Raw genomic sequence first — 22507 nt, forward strand, 5'->3', positions numbered from 1 at the left:
GCCGGAATCAGCCGTGGCGGGCGGGCGGGCCGGCGGTGCAAGGCGCGTTGCGCGCGCCGCCGTGCGTGGCCGGGGCGCAGGGGAGACCATCGTGGGGCCGGAGGCCGTGCCGGGCGGCGTTGACCGCTCGTTGATCGAACGTTTTTCGCCGACCGGCACGATCCCGGGCATGCACATCGACACCAACACGGCGCCCGGCCTCGTCTGGCAGGACGAGGCGCTGTGCGCGCAGACCGGGGCGGAGTTCTTCTTCCCCGAGCCCGGCAGCTCCGTACGCGAGGCCAAGCGGATCTGCGGCCTCTGCCCGATCCGGGCGGCCTGTCTGGAGTACGCGCTCGACCACGACGAGCGCTTCGGCGTCTGGGGCGGCCTGTCGGAGAAGGAACGGCTGGCCCTGCGGCGCACCCCGCGCTAGACCGCCCGCCCGGGGTGTCCGCCGTGGCGGGGGAGCGGGGCTCAGCCCGCCGCCCGCGCCGCCATCCGCGCCTTGCGGGCCGCCAGCCTCTCGTCGAACTTCGCGGCTTCGGCGTCCAGTCCGCCCATGTACAGGCCCAGTTCCTCCTGCGCCTGCATGCCCTCGGGGCCGAGCCCGTCGATCTCCATGATCTTCAGGAAGCGCAGGACGGGCTGGAGCACGTCGTCGTGGTGGATGCGCAGGTTGTACACCTCGCCGATGGCCATCTGCGCGGCGGCGCGCTCGAAGCCGGGGATGCCGTGGCCGGGCATCCGGAAGTTGACGACGACGTCCCGCACGGCCTGCATCGTCAGGTCGGGCGCGAGCTCGAAGGCGGCCTTGAGCAGGTTGCGGTAGAAGACCATGTGCAGGTTCTCGTCGGTCGCGATGCGGGCCAGCATGCGGTCGCAGACCGGGTCGCCGGACTGGTGGCCGGTGTTGCGGTGCGAGATGCGGGTCGCCAGCTCCTGGAAGGCGACGTAGGCGACCGAGTGCAGCATCGAGTGCCGGTTGTCCGACTCGAAGCCCTCGCTCATGTGGGCCATGCGGAAGGCCTCCAGCTTGTCCGGGTCGACCGCGCGGGAGGTGAGCAGGTAGTCCCGCATCACGATGCCGTGCCGGCCCTCCTCGGCGGTCCAGCGGTGCACCCAGGTGCCCCAGGCGCCGTCGCGGCCGAAGAGGCTGGCGATCTCGTGGTGGTAGCTGGGCAGGTTGTCCTCGGTCAGCAGGTTGACGACCAGGGCGATGCGGCCGATCTCGGTGACCTTGGACTGCTCCTTCTCCCAGGCCTCGCCGTCCTCGAACTGGCCCGGGAAGTTGCGGCCGTCGCTCCACGGCACGTACTCGTGCGGCATCCAGTCCTTGGCGACCTTCAGATGCCGGTCGAGTTCCTTCTCCACCACTTCCTCCAGCGCGTACAGCAACCGGGCGTCGGTCCAGCCGGCGGAACTACCGAGAGGGGGAGAGGTGATCGTCACGTGAACTCCAGGGGACGTGCGGTACAGCGGAGAGGCCCGGCGAGCGGTGCCGGACCGAACTTACGGGATCGTAGGCTACGAAGCCGTAGGTTACGACCCCGTAGGTTAAACGCGGCGTAAAGGCCGCTGATCAGCGCCGCGTCCGTGATACGGAAAGGCCCCGGAAACCGCAGGTCCCGGGGCCCGGATGCAGGAGGGTGAGCCGTCAGGCGTACAGCTCCCGCATGCGTACCGAGAGGCAGGTCACACACCCCTCGAGCTTTTCGAACTCGCTGATGTCCACCACCACCGGCTCATGGCCGAGATCGGCGTACAGCTCCGCCGTCCGCGGCGCGCTCGCCGCCATCAGCAGCTTGTCGCCGCCGAGCAGTACCACGTGCGCGCCGGACTCCTCGGGCACCGGCAGGAACCGGGGGAACAGCGAGGGCGCGTCCATCCTCGGGATGTGCCCGACGACGGTCCCGTCCGGCAGCGCCGTCACCGCCGACTTCAGATGCAGCACCTTGCTCACGGGCACGGCGACGACCCGCGCGCCCAGCGGTTCGAAGGCCGCCCGCAGCTGCTGGACGCCGGCCGCGTTGGTGCGCCCGCCGCGGCCGACGTAGACCGTGTCGCCGATCTTGAGCACGTCACCGCCGTCCAGGGTGCCCGGCTCCCAGATCCAGTTCACCGAGCAGCCCAGCCGCGCCACCGCCTCCTCGACGCCGGCGGTCTCCGCCCGGCGGGACTCGGCGCCGGGCCGGGTGATCAGGGCGACGTTCTTGTACATGACCACGGTGTCCTCGACGAACACCGAGTCCGGGCAGTCGTCGGCCGGGTCGACCTCCAGCGTCTCCCAGCCGTGGGCGCGCAGCGCGCTCACGTACGCCTCCCACTGCTCGACCGCGAGGTCGCGGTCGGCCTTCTCCCGCTCGATGTGCGTCACCAGCCCCTCGGCGAGGCGCGGGCTGGGGCGGCGGACGAGGGCCTTCTTGCTGGGCACGTGCGGGTCTCCGTATCGGGGTGACTGGACCGGCGCCCGGTGGTGCGGCGCCGGTCCGCCATCATGCAGTGCCCGCCCGCGCGGACGAAACCCCCGTCAGCGGGCCGTGGCCCTCCTGAGATACTCGCCGGTAGTGCTGCCCCGGGCGGTGAGCAGGTCCTGCGGGGTGCCCTCGAAGATCACCCGGCCGCCGTCCCGGCCCCCGTCCGGACCGAGGTCGATCACCCAGTCGGCGTGCGCCACCACGTCGAGGCTGTGCTCGACGACCACGACCGTGTTGCCGGCGTCGACCAGCCGGTCCAGCAGGGCGAGGAGCCCGTCGACGTCCGACATGTGCAGGCCGGTCGTCGGCTCGTCCAGGACGTACACGGCGCCGGTGCGGTGCAGGCGCGTGGCCAGCTTGATGCGCTGCCTCTCCCCGCCGGAGAGCGTGGAGAGCGGCTGGCCGAGGGTGAGGTACGTGAGTCCGACGTCGTGCAGGGAGCGCAGTCGGCGCCGTACGCCCCGGTCGGCGAAGAAGTCCAGGGCCTCGCCCGCGGTCATCTCCAGCACGTCCGCGACGGACCTGCCGGCCACCGTCAGCCGCAGCACCTCGTCCCGGAAGCGCCGCCCCTCGCACGCCTGGCACGTCGTCGTCACCGGGTCCATGAAGGCGAGGTCCGTGCAGATGATCCCGCGGCCCTCGCAGGCCGGGCAGGCGCCCGCCGAGTTGAAGCTGAACAGCCCCGGATCGGTGCCCGTCTCGCGCGCGAAGATCTTCCGTACGGTGTCCATGATCCCCAGGTAGGTCGCCGGGGTGGACCGCGCCGAGATCCCGATGGCGGACTGGTCGACCACCACGGTACCGGGGTGGGCGGCGGTGAACTCCGCGACCAGCGTGCTCTTGCCCGACCCGGCGACCCCGGTCACCGCGGTCAGCACCCCCGTCGGGAACTCCACCGTCACGTCCCGCAGGTTGTGCCGGCCGGCCCCCTTCACCCACAGCCCGCCGGCCGGGGTGCGCGGCGCCGGTTTCACCGCGGTGCGCCGGCCCAGGCACCGGCCGGTGAGCGTGTCGGCGCGGGCCAGTTCCCGCGGCGTCCCCTCGAACACCACCCGGCCGCCGTCCGCGCCGGCCCGCGGACCCATGTCCACGACATGGTCGGCGAGCCGGACGACGTCCGGGTCGTGCTCCACGACCAGCACCGTGTTGCCCTTGTCACGCAGGCGCAGCAGCAGGTCGCCGAGGCGGCCGACATCGCGCGGGTGCAGCCCGACGCTGGGCTCGTCGAAGACGTACGTCATCCCGGTCAGGCTGGAGCCGAGGTGCCGCACGGTCTTCAGCCGCTGCCCCTCGCCGCCGGACAGCGTGGACGTCTCCCGGTCCAGGCTGAGATAGCCGAGCCCGATCGCCTCGATGCGCTCCAGCGCGGTCACGGCGGCCCGGGCGATCGGCCGGGCCACCGGGTCGTCGATCTCCTTCAGTACGGTGATCAGGTCGGTGACCTGCATCCGGGCGCAGTCGGCGATCGACCGGCCGCCGATGCGGCTCGCCAGCGCCGCGGCGTTCAGCCGGGCGCCCTCGCAGGTGGCGCAGGTGCCCTCGACGAGGAACTGCCGGACGAGTTCCCGGGTCTTCTCGCTCATCGCCGACAGGTCCCGCTTCAGGTACAGCCGTTCGAACCGGTCGGCGAGCCCCTCGTACTCGGTGGTCCAGGTGCCGCCGGTGCCCCGCACGGTGACCTTGCTGCCGGGCCGCCCGCGCATCAGGAACGCGCGCTCGGCCTCCGTGAACCTGCCGACCGGCTTGTCCGGGTCCAGCTCGTCGCTGTTGGTGTAGGCCTGCCCCTGCCAGGTCCCCGCCGCGAACGGCGGGAAGCGGACCGCTCCGCCGGCCAGCGACCGGTCCGGGTCGAGGATGCGGTCCCAGTCGGGCCGTACCGTCCGGCCGAGCCCGTCGCAGCCGGGGCACATGCCCGACGGGTCGTTGAACGAGTACGCCGTCGCCGGTCCGGCGCCGGGGGTGCCGTGCCGGGAGAACAGCACCCGCAGCACCGAGTGGACGTCCGTCATCGTGCCGACGGTGGACCGGGAGTGCCCCGCGACCGGCCGCTGGTCGACGACGATCGCGGGGGTCAGGTCCGACAGCTCGTCCGCGTGCGGCCGCTCGTACTTGGGCAGCCGGTTGCGGATGAACCAGGTGTACGTCTCGTTCAGCTGGCGCTGGGACTCCACCGCGATCGTGTCGAACACGACCGAGGACTTCCCCGATCCCGAAACGCCGGTGAACACGGTCAGCCGGCCCTTCGGGATGCGGAGGGTGACGTCCTTGAGGTTGTTCTCCCGGGCCCCGGTGATGGTGATGAACTCATGCGTGCCGTCGCTCATGCCGGCGACGCTAGGCGGGAAACCCGACAGCTTCTGGCGTGATTTCCTTCAGTTCTCCCTCCTCCATCAGCAGCCAGCGGGTGATGCCGATGGACTCCAGGAACGGCAGGTCGTGGCTGGCGACCAGCAGCGCGCCCTCGTACGACTCCATGGCCGAGGTGAGCTGCCGTACGCTCGCCAGGTCCAGGTTGTTCGTCGGCTCGTCCAGCATCAGCAGCTGCGGCGCCGGCTCGGCGAGCATCAGCGCGGCCAGGGCCGCCCGGAAGCGTTCGCCGCCCGACAGCGTCGCCGCCTTCTGGTCGGCGCGGGCGCCCCGGAACAGGAAGCGGGCGAGCCGGGCCCGGATCCGGTTGTTGGTGGCGCCCGGGGCGAACCGGGCCACGTTCTCGGCGACGCTCAGGTCGCCGTCGAGCACGTCCAGGCGCTGCGGCAGGAAGCGCAGCGGCACATGGGCCGTCGCCTCGCCCGCCACCGGTTCAAGGTCCCCGGCGATGGTGCGCAGCAGCGTGGTCTTGCCCGCGCCGTTGCGCCCGATCAGCGCGATCCGCTCCGGACCGTGGACATCCAGACCTCCTTCCGCCCGGGCCCCGTAGGCGAGTTCCAGGTTCCGCAGGGTGAGCACGGTGCGGCCGGCGGGGACGGCCGTGTACGGCAGGTCGACGCGGATCTCGTCGTCGTCCCGGACCGCCTCCGCCGCCTCGTCGAGCCGCTCCTTGGCCTCGGCGAGTTTCTCCTCGTGCATGATGCGGTGCTTGCCGGCCGCCACCTGGGCCTGGCGTTTGCGTTCGCCCATGACGACCTTGGGCTCGCGCTTGGTGTCCCACATCTTCTGGCCGTACCGCTTGCGGCGGGCCAGCTTGACGTGGGCGTCGGCCAGCTCCTTCTTCTGTTTGCGCAGGTCGGCCTCGGCGACCCGCACCATGCGCTCGGCCGCCTCCTGCTCGACGGCGAGGGCCTCCTCGTACGCCGAGAAGTTCCCGCCGTACCAGGTCAGCTCGCCGGAGCGCAGGTCGGCGATCTGGTCGACCAGCTCCAGCAGCTCCCGGTCGTGGCTGACCACGATCATGACCCCGGGCCAGGACGCGACGGCCGCGTGGAGCCGCCGCCGCGCGTAGACGTCGAGGTTGTTGGTCGGCTCGTCCAGCAGGAGGACGTCCGGCCGGCGCAGCAGCAGCGCCGCCAGCCGGAGCAGCACGGACTCCCCGCCGGACAGCTCGCCGACCGTGCGGTCCAGGCCGATGTGGCCGAGGCCGAGCTCGCCGAGCGTGGCCAGGGCGCGCTCCTCGACGTCCCAGTCGTCGCCGACGGTCTCGAAGTGCTCCTCGGCCACGTCGCCCGCCTCGATCGCGTGCAGCGCGGCACGCTGTGCGGCGATGCCGAGCGCCGCGTCGACCCGCAGGGCGGTGTCGAGCGTGACGTTCTGGGGGAGGTAGCCGAGTTCGCCGGCGACCCGGACGGAGCCGTCGGCGGGGGCCAGCTCCCCGGCGATCAGTTTCAACAGGGTGGACTTGCCCGAACCGTTGACGCCGACGAGTCCGGTCCGGCCGGGGCCGAAGGCGGCGTCGAGCCCTTCGAAGACGGTCGTGCCGTCGGGCCAGGCGAAGGAGAGGGACGTACAGCTGATGGCAGTAGGCATGCGGGCCTCCGCGGTTGCTTGAAGCGATCAGGGGCAAACGCGTATCGAGACACCGAAGGGGGCGACCACCGGGGGAGAACCGCCGAGGAGAGGAGGCCCCAAGGCCGGAAGACCGGGCCGGGGCGGAGAGAAAGCCCTGCTCGTCGGGGGACGGCTCGGATGCCGAGGTCGCACGCTGCGCACACACTTCAGGTGTGACGCGGTGTCTCAGGACCTCAGACGAGCAACGTCCTTCTCCAATCGACGGCAACAGGACCGCTGTACAGCGTATAGGAGCCTCGTCGGCAGTGTCAACCCCCCTTGTCCCGCTCCCGCGTTCGGAGCAGAAGGAGTCCCCGTGACCGATGGCCCGCTCTCGCTGCCGGCCCGGCTCTGCCTGCTGGCCTGGGACACCACACCGCCCGCGGCCACGGCCGGCGCCCGCCCCGACCGCCTGGTGCGGGCCGGGGCGCTCCTGGAACTGGCCCGGCGGGGTCTGCTGCGGGACGACGACGGCATCGTCACCCCCGCCGACCTGGACTCCCGTACCGGCGACCCCGTCCTGGACGGCCTGCTGGACCTGGTCCGCGAGTCACTGCCGCGCCCCTGGCGCACCTGGGTGACGCTGCGGACGCGCATCACCTTCGACGCCGTCCGGGAGCAGCTGGTGGCCGAGGGGTGGCTGCGCGCGGAGAAGAAGCGGGTGCTCGGCGTCTTCCCGTCCGTGGAGCACGTGCCGGCCCGGCCCGCGGCCGTGGACGCCCTGCACGAGGAGGCCCGGTGCGTCCTGGCCGGCCCGCATCCGCCCGGGCGGGTGCCCGCCCGCGACGCCGCCGCGGTCACCCTGGGTGCCGCCGCGGGACTGCGCGCCCTGGGTGCCGCGCGGGACGACCCCGCCCGCCGGGCGCAGCGGCTGGGGGAGCTGGCCGACCGTGCGGTGGCCGGGCCCGGGCTGCGGACGATCCTGGGCGAACTGTGCGCGGCGCTGGGCACGGCGGGCGCCGGGGCCGCCGCCGCGACGGGCCGCTGAGGCCGGCCGCGCGGTCAGCAGGTGCCGCGCATCAGCTCCGCGAGCTCGTGGTCCAGGTCGAGCTGGAGGTGCTCCAGGCCCACGGGGACCAGTTCGTTGGTGGCCTTCAGGAACCGGCGCAGCTCGTCCGAACGGACGTGGACCACGGCGGTGCCCTCGGGGGCGTGGAACTCCAGCACGGTGCGGTCGTACCCGTACGGCCGCACCCGTACGTCGCCGTGTCCCTCGGCCTCCTCCATGCCCGCGGCCAGCAGTTCGCGGGAGAAGGTCCAGCACACGTCCACGCCCTCCAGTGTGGCCGGTGCCGGGAAGGTCATCCGGACGGCGAACGGGTCGTGCCGGTCGTAGTGGAGCATCGCGGGAATGGTCGGCATGCGCGGCGCGGCGGCGACGAGACGCGCCTCGACGGGCTGCTCGATGACGGTGGACAACGCCTTGCTCCCTCGTGACGGCTGGACGGACGTGGCGGGCGGACGGGCCGGGCACTGGGAAAGACGACGGAACGGGCCGATCCGTGCACACCAGTGGCGAGTGACCTCTGTCACCGGGTTCATGCTCGGCGCGGGAGCCGAGTGACCGGCCTCTCCTCGCGTGCCCCGCGCGGCACTTGCCGCCGCGCGGGGTGCCCTGTTTGTCCGTAACGTGGGTATCCGTTCGCATAGGTGACGGTGAAAAGGAGTGAACGGACATGCCACGCGGATCCAGCTCCAAACGGGAGCGGCAGTACGAGCACATCAAGGAGAGCGCCCAGGAGCGCGGCGCCGGCACCGGCCGGGCCAAGGAGATGGCCGCCCGGACGGTCAACAAGGAGCGCGCCCGGTCCGGCGAGTCGAAGACCGCGAGCAAGTCCTCGACGCGCGGGAAGTCCCCGAGCAAGCGGGGCGGCGAGCGGTCGGGCCAGGGCTCGGCGGGGCAGACGTACGACGAGCTGTACCAGGAGGCCAAGCGCCGCGACATCTCCGGCCGTTCGAACATGAACAAGAGCGAGTTGCAGCGCGCGCTGGGCAAGTGAGGCCGCGCCGCGCCGCCCGGCCCCGGCCCACCGGCCGCACGGCCCCCCGTGACGGTGTCGGACTTCCCGCCGTCGCGGGGGTCGCCGTGCCTGGACATCCGGCGCCCCGGATCTCCGGCTGTGCCCCACCCGTATCTCCGGCCGCGTCCCCCCCCCCGGATCTCCGGCTGTGCCCCGGGCGCCCGGCCGGGGAGCGGCGGTCACCCGAACGCACGCTTCCGCGTAGGCTCGTGGCCACCATGACGACCGTACGCATTCCCGAGGACTGGCCGGCCACCGAGGCACAGGCCCGCGCCGTCCAGGACGAACTGCGGGCACGCGTGGTGCTCGACGAACCGGGCCCGCCGCCCGGCACCGGCCATGTCACCGGCGTCGACGTGGCCTACGACGACGAGCGGGACGTCGTCGCCGCCGCGGCCGTCGTCCTGGACGCGGCGACGCTCACGGTGGTCGCCGAGGCCACCGCCGTCGGACAGGTCTCCTTCCCGTACGTGCCCGGACTGCTCGCCTTCCGCGAGATCCCGACCGTCCTCGCCGCCCTGGACGCGCTGGGACGGCCGCCCGGCCTCGTGGTCTGCGACGGCTACGGCCGCGCCCACCCGCGCCGCTTCGGCCTCGCCAGCCACCTCGGCGTCCTCACCGGCCTGCCCACCATCGGGGTGGCGAAGAACCCGTTCACCTTCGTGTACGACGATCCGGACGCCCCGCGCGGCAGCGCGTCGCCGCTGCGGGAGGGCGCCGAGGAGGTCGGCCGCGCCCTGCGCACGAGGGACGCCGTCAAGCCGGTGTTCGTCTCCGTCGGGCACCGGACGGATCTGGACAACGCCTGTGCGCACACGCTCGCGCTGACACCGCGCTACCGGCTCCCGGAGACCACCCGCAGGGCGGACGCCCTGTGCCGCAGGGCGCTGAGCCGGGCCCTCTACTCCGGCTGACGTTCCCGGTCCTCGACGGTCCAGCGGCCCACCTCCCGGTACCGGGAGTCGTAGACGGGGCCGCCGTCGCCCGGCTCGAGGGCGTAGTGCTTCAGGTTGCCGCCCCAGTAGCGCAGGATCCGCCCGAGTTCGCCCGCCGGGTCCTCGGTCAGTGCGTCGTCGTCCATGGAGACTTCAAGCAGGAATCTCATACCTTCAAGGGTTTCATTGAACTCCTTGTTGGCACTTCTGCGCCCGCGCACCCCGACGGCTGGGGAGCAGGCCGGGACGAACCTTCAAACGGCAGGGGAAGCCCCCGGGGGAGTGCCCCCCAGCCCCCCTAGCGGACCGCCCTGAGTACCAGACCGCCCTGAGTATCCGTACGGATGTGCCGGCGCGGCGGGTCCGGGCAGCCTGGCCGCATGACGACACACCGTGCCCCGAAGCCCGCAGCCCACCCCCGCCGGCCCGTGGAGCGCGCCGTCGTCGTGGCGCTCGTGCTCGGCGTCCTGGCGGGGGTGGGCTGGATCGGCGGGATGATCTACACCATCGCCGTCTACGCCACGGCGGGGTGAGCGGTGCCGCGCGGCGGCACCTCAGCGGGTCGCCGCGACCCGGAAGCGCAGGCCCGCCGCGCGCAGCCGGTCGATCAGCGCGTCGCCCATCGCCACCGCCGTCGTGACCTGCCCGGACGTCGGCGGCAGGTCGTCCAGGGCGAGGCACAACGCCGACTCGGCGAACATCTTGGCCGTCTCGTCGTACCCGGGGTCGCCGCCCGCGACCTCGGTGAACACCCGCCGGCCGCCGCCCTCGCCCACGAACCTGACCGAGAACCAGCTCTTCGCCCGCCGCTCGGCACTCGGCCCGTCGCCGGGCTTGAGCCGGCCGGACAACCAGCGCCGGGCCGCGGGCAGTTGCGCCGCCGCCACCAGCGCACCCAGGCCGGCCACCCCGCCCACGGCGACCGGCAGGTGCCGCACGGCCGCGTAGTGCCGGTAGCGGAAGTCGGGGCCGTAGCGCTCCAGCGCCCTGGCGGAGCGGCGCACGATCTGCGGGTCCACGGTCGGCAGCGGCAGCGCCCAGGCGCCGATCTCCCCGGCGAACCGGGGCGCCCCGGTCGGCGTCGTCGCCCGCCGGCCCACCAGGCGCGGCTCGTGCCGGCGGCGCTCCCGCGCGGCCGCCGCCATCTGCCGTCCGCGGGCGAACTGGCCCAGCGCGGAGGCGAACGTACCGCCGGAGAACATGGCGTTCGCGGTCACGAAACCGTCGACGCGCAGCGGCACGCCCTCCGGCAGCTGCCGGACGGTGAAGTACACGCCCAGGTCGTGCGGGACCGAGTCGAAGCCGCAGGCGTGCACCAGGCGGGCGCCGGTCTCCCGCGCGCGGGCGTCGTGGCGGACGTACATCAGGTCGATGAACTCCGGCTCGCCGGTGAGGTCGAGACAGTCGGTGCCGGCGTCCGCGCAGGCGGCGACGAGTCCCTCCCCGTGCACCACGTAGGGGCCCACCGTCGTGGCCAGCACGCGCGTCTGCTCCGCGAGGGCCCGCAGCGAGGCCGGGTCGGCGGAGTCGGCCCGCAGCACGCCCACCTCACCGGTGCCGGGCAGCCGCTCGCGCAGCCGTCGCAGCCTGCCCTCGTCGCGGCCGGCGATCGCCCAGCGCAGCCCTTCGGGCGCGTGCGCCGCCAGGTACCGCGCGGTCAGCTCGCCGACGAACCCCGTCGCCCCGAAGAGCACGACGTCGTACGGACGGTCCTGCCTGTCCGACCTGCTCATGACATCCTCCGCCGTTCCGCGCGCCGCAGCACGCGCCGTTGTCGGTGGCCGAGGCTAGCGTGAGGGGTGCGGAGCTTCGACGACGAGCCCGGAGGTGGCAGGTGGCCGTGCCCAGCAGCGCACTGAAGAAGTGGGAGGAAGTGCGCGAGTTCGCCCTCGGTCTGCCGAGTGCCGTCGAGGACTTCCCCTGGGGCGAGTCCGTGGCGAAGGCCGGCGGGAAGGTCTTCGTCTTCCTCGGCGTCGACGACGGCAGCCATCCGCTCGGCATCACCGTCAAACTCACGGACGAGGAGGCGCACGCGCACGCCCTGACCTGCCCCGGCGCCGAGCCCGCCGGGTACGGACTGGGCCGGGCCGGGTGGGTGCGGATCCCGCTGGAGGAGAGGGGGGCACCGGTCGCCGAGCTGCTGTGCGACTGGGTGGAGGAGAGCTACCGCGCCATCGCCCCGAAGCGTTTGACGGCGGAACTGGATGCCGGCTGACCCCGCACCGCGGCCCCCGGTGGCCGCCTGCCTCGGTGCGCGGACCGGTGGCGGGGCCGTGACGGAAACGCTCGGCGCGGGATGCTCGGCGCATAATTGGCTAAGCGCTTGCTCGCTCGGCCCTTGTGCCGACCGGAGCGTGTTCCTAGCATCACCGGTGTTACATCAGTTGTGTCACACACTGGGGGCGGGATGACCACCGGACCGACCACGGGACGGACCATGGGACGCACCGCACGACCCGCGTCGGAGCCGCGCACGGCGCCGGCGCCGCCACCGCACGGCCCGCTCGCCGGCGTGCGGGTGGTCGAGCTGGCCGGCATCGGGCCCGGCCCCTTCGCCGCCATGCTCCTCGCCGACCTCGGCGCCGACGTGGTCCGCGTCGACCGCCCCGGCGGCCCCGCCCTCGGGATCGACCCGGCGTACGACGTCACCAACCGCAACAAGCGCTCGGTGATCGTCGACCTCAAGGCCCCCGACGGACCCGCCCGCGTCCTCGACCTGGCCGCCCGCGCCGACGTGCTGATCGAGGGCTACCGCCCCGGCGTCGCCGAGCGGCTCGGCGTCGGCCCCGGGCCCTGCCACGCCCGCAACCCCCGCCTGGTCTACGGCCGGATGACCGGCTGGGGACAGGACGGCCCCCTCGCCCCGCGGGCCGGCCACGACATCTCCTACCTCGCGCTCACCGGCACCCTCGGCATGATCGGCCGCCCCGACGAGCCGCCGGCCGTCCCCGCCAACCTCCTCGGCGACTACGCGGGCGGCTCCCTCTACCTGGTCGTCGGCGTCCTCGCCGCCCTCCACCACGCCCGCGCCACCGGCACCGGCCAGGTCGTGGACGCCGCCATCGTCGACGGCGCCGCCCACCTCTCCGCGATGATCCACGGCATGCTGGCCGCCGGCGGCTGGCAGGACCGGCGCGGCGCCAACCTCTTCGACGGCGGCTGCCCGTTCTACGGCACCTACGCGACGGCCGACGGGCAGTACATGGCGGTCGGAGCGCTGGAGCCGCAGTTCTACGAGGAGTTCATGACCCGCCTCGGCATCCCCGAGCAGGCCGCGGCCCGCGACGACCCGGCCCGCTGGGGCGAACTGCGCGAGGCGATCGCCGCCCGCTTCGCGTCCCGCACCCGTCAGGAGTGGACGGCCGTCTTCGCGGACTCCGACGCCTGCGTCGCCCCGGTGCTGTCCCTGCGCGAGGCCCCGCACCACCCGCACCTCGCCGCCCGCGGCACCTTCACCGACCACGGCGGCCTCACCCAGCCCGCCCCCGCGCCCCGCTTCTCCGCGACCCCCACCGCCGTGCGCACCGGCCCCGTCCGGCCGGGCGCCGACACCGAGGCCGTGACCCGCGACTGGGACCTGCCCCTGCCGGCATCGCCGCCCGACCGACCCGCTCGCTCGACCAACCCTCACCGAAAGGCCGTCCAGTGACCACCGAAGCGTATGTGTACGACGCGATCCGCACCCCGCGCGGACGCGGCAAGGCAGGCGGCGCCCTGCACGGCACCAAGCCCGTCGACCTGGTCGTCGGCCTCATCCACGAGATCCGCGCCCGGTTCCCCGGCCTGGACCCGGCCGCGATCGACGACATCGTGCTCGGCGTGGTCGGCCCCGTCGGCGACCAGGGCTCCGACATCGCCCGGATCGCCGCCGTCGCCGCCGGATTGCCCGACACGGTGGCCGGCGTGCAGGAGAACCGCTTCTGCGCTTCGGGCCTGGAGGCCGTCAACCTGGCCGCCGCCAAGGTGCGCTCCGGCTGGGAGGACCTGGTCCTCGCGGGCGGCGTCGAGTCCATGTCCCGGGTGCCGATGGCCTCCGACGGCGGCGCCTGGTTCAACGACCCGATGACCAACCTCGCCACCAACTTCGTCCCGCAGGGCATCGGCGCCGACCTGATCGCCACCATCGAGGGCTTCTCCCGCCGGGACGTCGACGAGTACGCGGCCCTGTCCCAGGAGCGGGCGGCCACGGCCTGGAAGGAGGGCCGCTTCGAGCGCTCCGTGGTGCCGGTGAAGGACCGCAGCGGCCTGACCGTCCTCGACCACGACGAGCACATGCGCCCCGGCACCACCGCCGACTCCCTGGCGGGGCTCAAGCCGTCCTTCGCCGACATCGGCGAGCTGGGCGGCTTCGACGCCGTGGCGCTCCAGAAGTACCACTGGGTGGAGAAGATCGACCACGTCCACCACGCGGGCAACTCCTCCGGCATCGTCGACGGCGCCTCACTGGTCGCGATCGGCTCCAAGGAGGCCGGCGAGCGCCACGGCCTCACGCCCCGCGCGCGGATCGTCTCCGCCGCCGTGTCCGGCTCCGAGCCCACCATCATGCTGACCGGCCCCGCGCCCGCCACCCGCAAGGCGCTCGCCAAGGCCGGACTGACCATCGACGACATCGACCTGGTCGAGATCAACGAGGCCTTCGCCGCGGTGGTCCTGCGCTTCGTCAAGGACATGGGCCTGAGCCTGGACAAGGTGAACGTCAACGGCGGCGCGATCGCCCTCGGCCACCCGCTCGGCGCCACCGGCGCGATGATCCTCGGCACGCTCGTCGACGAACTGGAGCGCCAGGACAAGCGGTACGGCCTCGCCACCCTGTGCGTGGGCGGCGGCATGGGCATCGCCACCATCGTCGAGCGCATCTGACCCCCTCCCGACGGATCACCTGGAGCACACCCGCATGAGCACCGAGTCCACCACCATCCGCTGGGAGCAGGACGACACCGGCGTCGTCACCCTCGTGCTGGACGACCCGAACCAGTCCGCGAACACCATGAACCAGGCGTTCCGCGCGTCGCTCGCCGCGGTCGCCGACCGCCTGGAGGCCGAGAAGGACACGATCCGCGGCGTCATCGTCACCTCCGCCAAGAAGACCTTCTTCGCCGGCGGCGACCTGCGCGACCTGATCCGCGTCACCCCGGAGACCGCCCAGGAGCTGTTCGACGGCGGCATGGCGATCAAGCGGAACCTGCGCCGCATCGAGACCCTCGGCAAGCCCGTCGTCGCCGCCATGAACGGCGCCGCGCTCGGCGGCGGCTACGAGATCGCCCTCGCCTGCCACCACCGCGTCGCCCTCGACGCCCCCGGCTCCAAGATCGGCTGTCCCGAGGTCACCCTCGGCCTGCTCCCCGGAGGCGGCGGCGTCGTCCGCACCGTCCGGCTCCTCGGCATCACCGACGCGCTGCTGAAGGTGCTGCTCCAGGGGCAGCAGTACAACCCGCGCCGCGCCCTGGACAACGGCCTGGTCCACGAGGTCGCCGACAGCCCCGAGGAGATGCTGGCCAAGGCCCGCGCCTTCATCGACGCCCACCCCGAGTCCGCCCAGCCCTGGGACCGGCCCGGCTACCGCATCCCGGGCGGCACCCCGAGCAACCCCAAGTTCGCGGCCAACCTCCCCGCCTTCCCGGCCAACCTGCGCAAGCAGACGAACGGCGCCCCCTACCCGGCGCCGCGCAACATCATGGCCGCCGCCGTCGAGGGCGCCCAGGTGGACTTCGAGACCGCCCAGGTGATCGAGGCCCGCTACTTCGTGGAGCTGGCCGCCGGACAGACGTCGAAGAACATGATCCAGGCCTTCTTCTTCGACCTCCAGGCCGTCAACTCCGGCGCCAACCGCCCCCAGGGCATCGAGGCCCGAAAGGTCCGCAAGGTCGCCGTCCTCGGCGCCGGCATGATGGGCGCCGGCATCGCCTACTCCTGCGCCCGCGCCGGCATCGAGGTGCTCCTGAAGGACGTGTCCCTCGAAGCGGCGGCCAAGGGCAAGGGCTACTCCGAGAAGCTGTGCGCCAAGGCCGTCGCCAAGGGCCGCACGACACAGGAGAAGGCCGACGCGCTGCTCGCCCGCATCACGCCCACCGCCGAGACCGCCGACCTGGCCGGCTGCGACGCGGTGATCGAGGCCGTGTTCGAGGACACCTCGCTCAAGCACAAGGTCTTCCAGGAGGTCGAGCAGGTCGTCGCCCCCGACGCGCTGCTGTGCTCCAACACCTCCACCCTGCCCATCACCGCACTCGCCGAGGGCGTCCAGCGCCAGGCCGATTTCATCGGGCTGCACTTCTTCTCGCCCGTCGACAAGATGCCGCTGGTGGAGATCATCAAGGGCGAGCGCACCGGCGAAGAGGCCCTCGCCCGCGCCTTCGACCTGGTCCGGCAGATCAACAAGACGCCGATCGTCGTCAACGACTCGCGGGGCTTCTTCACCTCCCGCGTCATCGGCCACTTCATCAACGAGGGCGTCGCCATGGTCGGCGAGGGCATCGAGCCCGCCTCCGTGGAGCAGGCCGCCGCCCAGGCCGGCTACCCGGCCAAGGTGCTGTCCCTGATGGACGAGCTGACGCTCACCCTGCCCCGCAAGATCCGGGCCGAGACCAGGCGGGCCGTCGAGGAGGCGGGTGGCACCTGGACACCGCACCCGGCCGAAGCCGTCATCGACCGTATGGTCGACGAGTTCGGCCGCCCGGGCCGCAGCGGCGGTGCCGGCTTCTACGAGTACGGCGAGGACGGCACGCGCACGGGCCTGTGGCCGGGCCTGCGCGAGCACTTCACCAAGCCGGGGCACGAGATCCCGTTCCGGGACATGCAGGAGCGCATGCTGTTCGCGGAGGCGCTGGACACCGTCCGGCTCCTGGAGGAGGGCGTGCTGACGTCCGTCGCCGACGCCAACATCGGCTCGATCCTCGGCATCGGTTTCCCGGGCTGGACCGGCGGCGTGCTCCAGTACATCAACGGCTACGACGGCCACGCCGGGGCGGGCAGGGGGCTGCCCGCCTTCGTGGCCCGCGCCCGCGAGCTGGCCGAGCGCTACGGCGACCGGTTCCAGCCGCCGGCGCTGCTGGTGGAGAAGGCGGAGAGGGGAGAGGTCTTCACCGACTCGGCCCGGTGAACGCCCGTCATCCGGTGAACGGCCGGTCACCCGGTGAACGGCCGTCTCCGGGCGCCCGGTCGTCACCCGGTGAAGACCGGTCGTCTCCGGGTGACCGGTTGCCGCCGGACGACTGGCCGTCTCCGGGTTACCGGTCGTCCCCGTCCGGCCGGTCATGGCCGTCCGGCCGGTCGTCCCCGTCCGGCCGGGTGAGCCACTCGCCCAGCTCTTCCCGCAGCGACCGCTGGAACGTGGTCAGCAGCGCCTGCACCACCAGGGGCTGCATGTGCGCCGACAGGGACCTCACGTCCCGGGCGTCGCGCTCGGAGACCTCGTCGCGCAGGAGCCGGGAGAGTTCGTGCGCCGCGGCGCGCGAGTGCTCCATGAGGACCTTGCGCGCCGTCACGATCGCCTCCTGCGACAGCGGCACGTCCAGCAGGCGCACCCCGAGCCGCAGCATGCCGAGGTCGACCCGGTAGCCGCCGGGCACGGGCCGCACCACGTCCATCGCCGTCAGCCGGTCCAGGGCGTCGTCGTCCAGCGCCCGCCCGGCCCGCCGCCGCAGCTCCTCGACGGTCAGCGTCTCCTGGGAGTCGGGCGCCCAGGAGGCCACCACCGCGCGGTGGATGGCCAGGTCGTGCGCACTCAGCCCCGGCGGCAACCGCTGGAGGTACCGCTCGATGCCGGCCAGCGTCATCCCCTGCCCCCGCAGCTCCTCGATGAGCGCGAGCCGGGCCAGGTGCCCACGCCCGTAGTGGCCGACCCTGCGCGGCCCGATCGCGGGCGGCGGCAGCAGCCCCTTGGTGCTGTAGAAGCGGACCGTGCGCACCGTCACGCCCGCCTGCGCGGCCAGCTCGTCGACCGTCAGGGTCAGCTCCTCGGCATGGCTCTCCATGTGCAGCAGTATCGCTGTCTCACCAACACTGTGAAACCGCCGCGGACCCCGGAACGGATCATGTGAGAAGTCACGCTCTGTGACATCAGCCACCGTGTGGGGCGCGTGAGGTGTGGGAAGGTGCTCTCTTGGTCTGTGCCGCTTACAGGGTGGTGCGGGCCATGGCACGTTCGGACGTCCCGGGCTCATCGCGTCCGGGCGCAGAGAGTGGAACCACCCGTGAGCAAGGACGCCGTGGACACGGCACAGGTCGCCGACCATCCCCGGGCGACCGCGACGCCCGCGGACGCGGGCGACGCCGGCTACAGCAAGGGCCTCAAGGCCCGGCACATCAACATGATCGCCATCGGCGGTGCCATCGGCACCGGCCTGTTCCTCGGCGCCGGAGGGCGTCTGCGGGACGCGGGCCCGGCCCTCGCGATCGCCTACCTGGTCTGCGGCGTCTTCGCCTTCTTCGTGGTCAAGGCGCTGGGCGAACTGGTGCTGTACCGGCCCTCGTCGGGGTCCTTCGTGTCGTACGCGCGCGAGTTCCTCGGGGAGAAGGGCGCCTATGTCGCCGGCTGGATGTACTTCCTGAACTGGTCGACGACCGGTATCGCCGACATCACCGCCGTCGCGGTGTACACGCACTACTGGAGCATGTTCACCAGCGTCCCCCAGTGGGTGCTGGCGCTGATCGCCCTCGCCGTGGTGCTCGCGGTGAACCTGATCTCGGTGAAGATCTTCGGCGAGATGGAGTTCTGGTTCGCGATCGTCAAGGTCGCCACCCTGGTCGGCTTCATGCTCATCGGCATCTTCCTGCTGGCCACCGGGCGCGAGGTGGCCGGCCACACCCCGGGCCTGAGCCTGATCACGGACAACGGCGGCGTCCTCCCGCACGGGGTACTGCCCGTCGTCCTCGTCATGCAGGGCGTCATTTTCGCCTACGCGGCCCTGGAACTGGTCGGCGTCGCCGCCGGCGAGACCGCCGAGCCCCACAAGGTCGTCCCGCGCGCGGTGAACTCCATCATGTGGCGCGTCGCCCTGTTCTACGTCGGCTCGGTCGTCCTGCTGGCCCTGCTGCTGCCCGGCTCCGCCTACTCGGGCGACGAGAGCCCCTTCGTCACCGTGCTGTCCGGCATCGGCGTCCCCGCGGCCGGCGACGTGATGAACCTCGTCGTCCTCACCGCGGCCATGTCGTCGCTGAACTCCGGCCTGTACTCCACCGGCCGCATCCTGCGCTCCATGGCGATGGCCGGCTCCGCGCCGAAGTTCACCGCCGTGATGAACCGCAGCCAGGTCCCCTACGGCGGCATCCTGCTGACCTGCGGGGTGTGCGTGCTCGGCGTCGGCCTGAACTTCCTGGTGCCCGCCCACGCGTTCGAGATCGTGCTGAACGTCGCCTCCCTCGGCATCATCTCCACCTGGGTGATCATCATGATCTGCCACATGATCTTCGTCCGCCGCGCGAAGGCGGGCCTGGTGGAGCGACCGCACTTCCGGCTCCCCGGCAGCCCCGTCACGGAGCTCGCCACCATCGCGTTCCTGCTGGGCTGCCTCGGCATGATGTGGAACGACCCCGACGTCGGCCGCAAGACGCTGCTGCTCGTCCCCGTCCTCGCGGTGCTGCTGGTCGCCGGCTGGTTCGGCGTCCGCCGCCGGGCCGGCCGCACGGCCGACGAGGAGCTGGCGAAGCTCACGCAGTAGCGGCCGACCGGCGCAGACGAGCGATGCGGCCCCCTGTTCGTCCGCGTCCCGCCGCGACATGGCTGACACGTCGTCAACTGCGCACGGGGGCCCGCCGGAACGGCGGCCGCCACCCCTCTCCCGTGACCACAGGCCCTCTTCTTTACCGCAGTTGACCGATGTAACGTCCGCCCATGCCGACACGCACGCGCTTCACGAACTGGAGACCGCTCGCGCCCGCGGCCCTGGCCGCCCTGCTGGCCACCCTCCTCTCGCCGACCGCCGCCGAGGCCGCCCCGCGCGAGAGCAGGCCCGTCCACTCCTACGCGAACGCCATCCGCGAGGCCGTCTGGGTGGACACCGGACTCGACGGGGACGGCGACGGCCGCGGCGACCGCGTCGCCGTCGACATCGTCCGCCCGCGCGAACCCGCCCTGCGGGGCCGTAAGATCCCGGTCATCATGGAGGCCAGCCCGTACTACTCCTGCTGCGGGCGCGGCAACGAGAGCCAGAAGAAGACGTACGACGCCGACGGCGACGTCGTCGGGATGCCGCTGTACTACGACAACTACTTCGTGCCGCGCGGCTACGCCTTCGTCGGCGTCGACCTGGCCGGAACCAACCGCTCCGACGGCTGCGTCGACGTCGGCGGCCGGTCCGACGTCCGCTCCGCGAAAGCCGTCGTCGACTGGCTCAACGGGCGCGCGACGGCGTACACCACGCGCACCGGCTCCGAGCGCGCCGAGGCCGACTGGACCAACGGCCGCACCGGCATGATCGGCAAGAGCTGGGACGGCACCGTCGCCAACGGCGTCGCCGCCACCGGCGTCGAGGGCCTGGAGACGATCGTCCCGATCGCCGCCATCTCCTCCTGGTACGACTACTACTTCACCCGCGGCGCCCCGCTGTACGGTTCCGGCCCCGACTGGCTGTCGAACTACGTCAACAGCCCCGACGCCCGCGCCCAGTGCGACGCCGTGCAGCGGAGACTGGCCGACGGCGCACCGCGCAGCGGCGACTGGACCCCGCTGTGGTCCGAGCGCGACTACGTGAAGGCCGCGAGCCGGGTGAAGGCCAGCGTCTTCCTCGTCCACGGCATGCAGGACCTCAACGTCCGCATGCAGCACGTCGGTCCGTGGTGGGAGGCGCTCGCCGAGAACGGCGTCGAACGCAAGATCTGGCTCTCCCAGACCGGGCACGTCGACCCGTTCGACTTCCGCCGCACCGAGTGGATCGAGACCCTGCACCGCTGGTTCGACCACGAACTCCTCGGCTACGACAACGGCATCGACCGCGAGCCCATGGCCGACATCGAACGCCACCCCGACCAGTGGGTCACCTCCGCCACCTGGCCGCCGCGCGGCACCGCGCGGACCGCCCTGCGCCCCGCCGACGGCGCCGAACCCGGCGTCGGCGCGCTGGGCCTGGCCCGGGACCGCGGCACCGAGACCTTCACCGACGACCCCGCCCGCGGTGAGACCGACTGGGCCGCGGACATCGACCGGAGCACCCCCGACAAGGCCGGCTTCGTCACCGGCCCGCTCACCCGCGACCTGCGGCTGTCCGGCTCCTCGACGGTCACCGTCACCGCCACGCCCAGCACCACGACCGCGCACCTGTCCGCCGTCCTGGTCGACCTCGGCCCCGCCACCATCCGCGACTACGCCGACCGCGGTGAGGGCGTCACCACCCTCGACCACCGCACCTGCCGGGGCGCGAGCACCGCGGGAGACAGCTCCTGCTACCTGGAGACGGCGGCGAAGACGACCGACACCGACTACACGATCGTCAGCCGCGGCTGGGCCGACCTCGGCAACCACGCCTCGCCCCGGTACGGCCGCCCGCTCACCCCCGGCAAGCCGCACACCATCACCCTCGACCTCGCGGCCACCGACCACGTCGTCCCGGCGGGCCACCGGCTCGCCCTGATCGTCGCCGGCACCGACCGGGGCCTCATCGACCCCCCGGCCGACACGCCGACGCTCACCGTCGACCTCGCCCGCACCGTCGCCCGCGTACCGTTCGTCGGCGGCACCCGGGCGTTCGCCCGCGCCACCGCCGGCACGGGCCCTGGCACGGCTGCCGGCGCGCCCGCGGGCACGCCCCTGGACGGCGTGACCGCGCCGCACACCACCCACCGCGTTCCGGAGGGAGCCCAGTGAGGTACCGCGTCCCCGTCCTGGCCGCCACCGCCGTGGCGCTCGCCGCATCCCTCGTCACCGCGCCCGCCCGGGCCGCCGACTCCCCGCACGGCAGCGGGCCGCGCACCGGCTTCGAGCGGAGCCACGGTGCCCGCTGGACCACCCAGCCCGAGGAACAGGACCTGCTGGCCGCCGCCGACCGCGCGAGCGACCGGGTCGACGTCGACCGCGTCGGCACCACGAAACAGGGCCGCCCCCTCCAACTCGTCACCGTCGGCCGGGTCTCCGCCCCCACCAAGGTGCTGCTGGTGTGCAGCCAGCACGGCGACGAACCCGCCGGCCGCGAGGCCTGCCTGACCACGATCCGCGATCTGGCGTGGTCGAAGGATGCGCGGACCCGGCGCTTCCTGGACCGCACGGCCCTGCTAGTCGTGCCCACCGCCAACCCCGACGGCCGGGCCGCCGGCACCCGTGGCAACGGCGACGGCCTCGACGTCAACCGCGACCACCTCGCCCTGCGGACCGCCGAGGCCCGCGCCCTGGCCGCCGTCGTCCGGGACCGGCACCCCGACGTCGTCTACGACCTGCACGAGTACGGCGCCACACCCCCGTACTACGACAAGGACCTCTTCGACCTCTGGCCCCGCAACCTCAACACCCACGAGCGCGTCCACGACGAGGCGCGGACCCTGTCCCGGGCCCACGTCCGCCCCGCCGCCGAGGACGCCGGGTACTCCACCGGCACCTACGGCATCTGGACCGACCCCGACACGGGAGAACCGATCCGGCAGACCGCCGGCGACGGCCAGGAGCGCATCCTGCGCAACATGTCCGGAATCAAGCACGCCGTCGGCCTGCTCATCGAAAGCCGCGTCGACCCCCTCACCGACGCCGAGCGGCGCGACGAGGCGCTGAACAACCGGCGCCGGGTGCACTCGCAGCTCGCCGCACTGAAGGGCCTGTTCGACTACACCGACGAGCGGCGCGGACACCTCGAGGCCGCGACGTCCGCGGCCCGGCACGCCGGGTACGCCGACCGCGGCCCGGTCCACCTCGGCGGCGCCGACAACGACGCGCCCGAGCCGGACGAGGTGATCGAGGACCCGCCCTGCGGCTACCGGCTCACCTCCGGCCAGTACGCCGAGCTGAAGGACGAGCTGGCCCTGCACGGCGTACACGCCCACCGCACCGGCGACGGCGCCTACGTCCCCCTGCGGCAGCCGCTGCGGGCGCTGGTGCCGCTGCTCCTCGACGAGCGGGCGACATACCACGTAGCAAGGGGTGAACCGGACAGCTCCTGTTGAGAGGGGGTTGTTTTGCGCCATCTGTGGTAGGGGC

General features: G+C 72.8%; 20 protein-coding genes. 12 read left to right on the forward strand and 8 right to left on the reverse strand.

Translation table 11 applies throughout. The features are described 5' to 3' along the window. The first annotated feature begins 169 nt into the window (after positions 1-169). Positions 170-415 (forward strand): WhiB family transcriptional regulator, encoded by a 246-nt coding sequence (locus ACZ45Q_RS17845; protein WP_468261714.1) that lies wholly within the window; start codon positions 170-172, stop codon positions 413-415. A 41-nt stretch (positions 416-456) separates the two neighbouring features. On the opposite strand, the gene ACZ45Q_RS17850 is transcribed toward ACZ45Q_RS17845, so the two are convergent. The 4 genes from ACZ45Q_RS17850 to ACZ45Q_RS17865 all read right to left on the reverse strand — a co-directional run bounded on the left by ACZ45Q_RS17850 (position 457) and on the right by ACZ45Q_RS17865 (position 6416). Then, the gene (locus ACZ45Q_RS17850; RefSeq protein ID WP_468261716.1) at positions 457-1431 is read right to left on the reverse strand and encodes an acyl-ACP desaturase; all 975 of its coding nucleotides are present in this window, start codon (positions 1429-1431) and stop codon (positions 457-459) included. A 205-nt stretch (positions 1432-1636) separates the two neighbouring features. Further along, on the reverse strand, positions 1637-2413 hold the full coding sequence (gene ddaH / locus ACZ45Q_RS17855; protein WP_468261718.1) for a dimethylargininase: 777 nt from the start codon (positions 2411-2413) through the stop codon (positions 1637-1639). Positions 2414-2509: 96 nt separating this feature from the next. Beyond that, positions 2510-4780 (reverse strand): ATP-binding cassette domain-containing protein, encoded by a 2271-nt coding sequence (locus tag ACZ45Q_RS17860; RefSeq protein WP_468261720.1) that lies wholly within the window; start codon positions 4778-4780, stop codon positions 2510-2512. Between the two features lie 10 nt (positions 4781-4790). Beyond that, positions 4791-6416: an ABC-F family ATP-binding cassette domain-containing protein gene (locus ACZ45Q_RS17865; protein WP_468261723.1), complete on the reverse strand. Its 1626-nt coding sequence runs from the start codon at positions 6414-6416 to the stop codon at positions 4791-4793. Between the two features lie 337 nt (positions 6417-6753). Between ACZ45Q_RS17865 and ACZ45Q_RS17870 the strand changes: the two genes are divergently transcribed. Further along, entirely contained in the window at positions 6754-7425 is a 672-nt protein-coding gene (locus tag ACZ45Q_RS17870) for a GOLPH3/VPS74 family protein (RefSeq protein WP_468261725.1), read from the forward strand. 14 nt (positions 7426-7439) lie between these two features. Here the strand turns inward: ACZ45Q_RS17870 and ssgD are convergent, their stop codons facing one another. Beyond that, positions 7440-7856, reverse strand: coding sequence for a spore wall synthesis regulator SsgD (gene ssgD, locus ACZ45Q_RS17875; RefSeq protein WP_468261728.1), 417 nt, complete (start codon positions 7854-7856; stop codon positions 7440-7442). Positions 7857-8113: 257 nt separating this feature from the next. Here ssgD and ACZ45Q_RS17880 point away from each other — a divergent pair, with 257 nt between their 5' ends. Further along, a complete protein-coding gene (locus ACZ45Q_RS17880) occupies positions 8114-8437 on the forward strand; it encodes a plasmid stabilization protein (RefSeq protein ID WP_468261730.1) in 324 nt (107 codons plus the stop codon). Between the two features lie 239 nt (positions 8438-8676). Beyond that, positions 8677-9372, forward strand: coding sequence for an endonuclease V (locus tag ACZ45Q_RS17885; protein ID WP_468261732.1), 696 nt, complete (start codon positions 8677-8679; stop codon positions 9370-9372). On the opposite strand, the gene ACZ45Q_RS17890 is transcribed toward ACZ45Q_RS17885, so the two are convergent. After that, positions 9360-9563: a hypothetical protein gene (locus tag ACZ45Q_RS17890; RefSeq protein WP_468261734.1), complete on the reverse strand. Its 204-nt coding sequence runs from the start codon at positions 9561-9563 to the stop codon at positions 9360-9362. The two genes, ACZ45Q_RS17885 and ACZ45Q_RS17890, sit on opposite strands and share 13 nt — an antisense overlap. Positions 9564-9773: 210 nt before the next feature. Between ACZ45Q_RS17890 and mmpA the strand changes: the two genes are divergently transcribed. After that, positions 9774-9926, forward strand: coding sequence for a morphogenic membrane protein MmpA (gene mmpA, locus ACZ45Q_RS17895; protein WP_468261736.1), 153 nt, complete (start codon positions 9774-9776; stop codon positions 9924-9926). 21 nt (positions 9927-9947) lie between these two features. Here mmpA and ACZ45Q_RS17900 read toward each other — a convergent pair whose 3' ends face one another. Beyond that, positions 9948-11126, reverse strand: coding sequence for a saccharopine dehydrogenase family protein (locus ACZ45Q_RS17900; RefSeq protein WP_468261738.1), 1179 nt, complete (start codon positions 11124-11126; stop codon positions 9948-9950). A gap of 101 nt (positions 11127-11227) precedes the next feature. On the opposite strand from ACZ45Q_RS17900, the gene ACZ45Q_RS17905 reads away from it, so the two are divergent. The 4 genes from ACZ45Q_RS17905 (at position 11228) to ACZ45Q_RS17920 (ending at position 16489) form a co-directional block, all read left to right on the forward strand. After that, positions 11228-11608: an MmcQ/YjbR family DNA-binding protein gene (locus ACZ45Q_RS17905; RefSeq protein ID WP_468261741.1), complete on the forward strand. Its 381-nt coding sequence runs from the start codon at positions 11228-11230 to the stop codon at positions 11606-11608. 222 nt (positions 11609-11830) lie between these two features. Further along, on the forward strand, positions 11831-13042 hold the full coding sequence (locus ACZ45Q_RS17910; RefSeq protein WP_468261832.1) for a CaiB/BaiF CoA transferase family protein: 1212 nt from the start codon (positions 11831-11833) through the stop codon (positions 13040-13042). After that, the gene (locus ACZ45Q_RS17915; RefSeq protein WP_468261744.1) at positions 13039-14253 is read left to right on the forward strand and encodes an acetyl-CoA C-acetyltransferase; all 1215 of its coding nucleotides are present in this window, start codon (positions 13039-13041) and stop codon (positions 14251-14253) included. The genes ACZ45Q_RS17910 and ACZ45Q_RS17915 overlap by 4 nt, the downstream gene beginning before the upstream one ends. Before the next feature lie 34 nt (positions 14254-14287). After that, a complete protein-coding gene (locus tag ACZ45Q_RS17920; protein ID WP_468261747.1) occupies positions 14288-16489 on the forward strand; it encodes a 3-hydroxyacyl-CoA dehydrogenase NAD-binding domain-containing protein in 2202 nt (733 codons plus the stop codon). Between the two features lie 127 nt (positions 16490-16616). Here the strand turns inward: ACZ45Q_RS17920 and ACZ45Q_RS17925 are convergent, their stop codons facing one another. Continuing rightward, on the reverse strand, positions 16617-17363 hold the full coding sequence (locus ACZ45Q_RS17925) for a MerR family transcriptional regulator (RefSeq protein ID WP_468261750.1): 747 nt from the start codon (positions 17361-17363) through the stop codon (positions 16617-16619). A 219-nt stretch (positions 17364-17582) separates the two neighbouring features. On the opposite strand from ACZ45Q_RS17925, the gene ACZ45Q_RS17930 reads away from it, so the two are divergent. From ACZ45Q_RS17930 to ACZ45Q_RS17940, 3 genes are all read left to right on the forward strand, one after another. Beyond that, positions 17583-19049 carry an amino acid permease gene (locus ACZ45Q_RS17930; RefSeq protein ID WP_468261753.1) on the forward strand — a complete coding sequence of 489 codons (1467 nt, stop codon included), beginning with the start codon at positions 17583-17585 and terminating at the stop codon, positions 19047-19049. Positions 19050-19222: 173 nt separating this feature from the next. Next, complete coding sequence (locus ACZ45Q_RS17935) at positions 19223-21190, forward strand: Xaa-Pro dipeptidyl-peptidase (RefSeq protein ID WP_468261756.1); 1968 nt, start codon at positions 19223-19225, stop codon at positions 21188-21190. Next, on the forward strand, positions 21187-22473 hold the full coding sequence (locus tag ACZ45Q_RS17940) for a M14 family metallopeptidase (protein WP_468261759.1): 1287 nt from the start codon (positions 21187-21189) through the stop codon (positions 22471-22473). Before ACZ45Q_RS17935 ends, ACZ45Q_RS17940 begins: the two co-directional genes overlap by 4 nt. Positions 22474-22507 lie beyond the last annotated feature (34 nt).

The organism is Streptomyces sp. NPDC031049 (genome assembly GCF_055571015.1).

Coding starts and splice junctions, on each gene's coding strand:
- ACZ45Q_RS17865 (WP_468261723.1), bottom strand. CDS start 6,416: ATGCCTACTGCCATCAGCTGTACGTCCCTCTCCTTCGCCTGGCCCGAC.
- ACZ45Q_RS17910 (WP_468261832.1), top strand. CDS start 11,831: ATGGGACGCACCGCACGACCCGCGTCGGAGCCGCGCACGGCGCCGGCG.
- ACZ45Q_RS17920 (WP_468261747.1), top strand. CDS start 14,288: ATGAGCACCGAGTCCACCACCATCCGCTGGGAGCAGGACGACACCGGC.
- ACZ45Q_RS17890 (WP_468261734.1), bottom strand. CDS start 9,563: ATGAGATTCCTGCTTGAAGTCTCCATGGACGACGACGCACTGACCGAG.
- ACZ45Q_RS17860 (WP_468261720.1), bottom strand. CDS start 4,780: ATGAGCGACGGCACGCATGAGTTCATCACCATCACCGGGGCCCGGGAG.
- ACZ45Q_RS17925 (WP_468261750.1), bottom strand. CDS start 17,363: ATGGAGAGCCATGCCGAGGAGCTGACCCTGACGGTCGACGAGCTGGCC.
- ACZ45Q_RS17900 (WP_468261738.1), bottom strand. CDS start 11,126: ATGAGCAGGTCGGACAGGCAGGACCGTCCGTACGACGTCGTGCTCTTC.
- ACZ45Q_RS17880 (WP_468261730.1), top strand. CDS start 8,114: ATGCCACGCGGATCCAGCTCCAAACGGGAGCGGCAGTACGAGCACATC.
- ACZ45Q_RS17935 (WP_468261756.1), top strand. CDS start 19,223: ATGCCGACACGCACGCGCTTCACGAACTGGAGACCGCTCGCGCCCGCG.
- ACZ45Q_RS17885 (WP_468261732.1), top strand. CDS start 8,677: ATGACGACCGTACGCATTCCCGAGGACTGGCCGGCCACCGAGGCACAG.
- mmpA (WP_468261736.1), top strand. CDS start 9,774: ATGACGACACACCGTGCCCCGAAGCCCGCAGCCCACCCCCGCCGGCCC.
- ACZ45Q_RS17845 (WP_468261714.1), top strand. CDS start 170: ATGCACATCGACACCAACACGGCGCCCGGCCTCGTCTGGCAGGACGAG.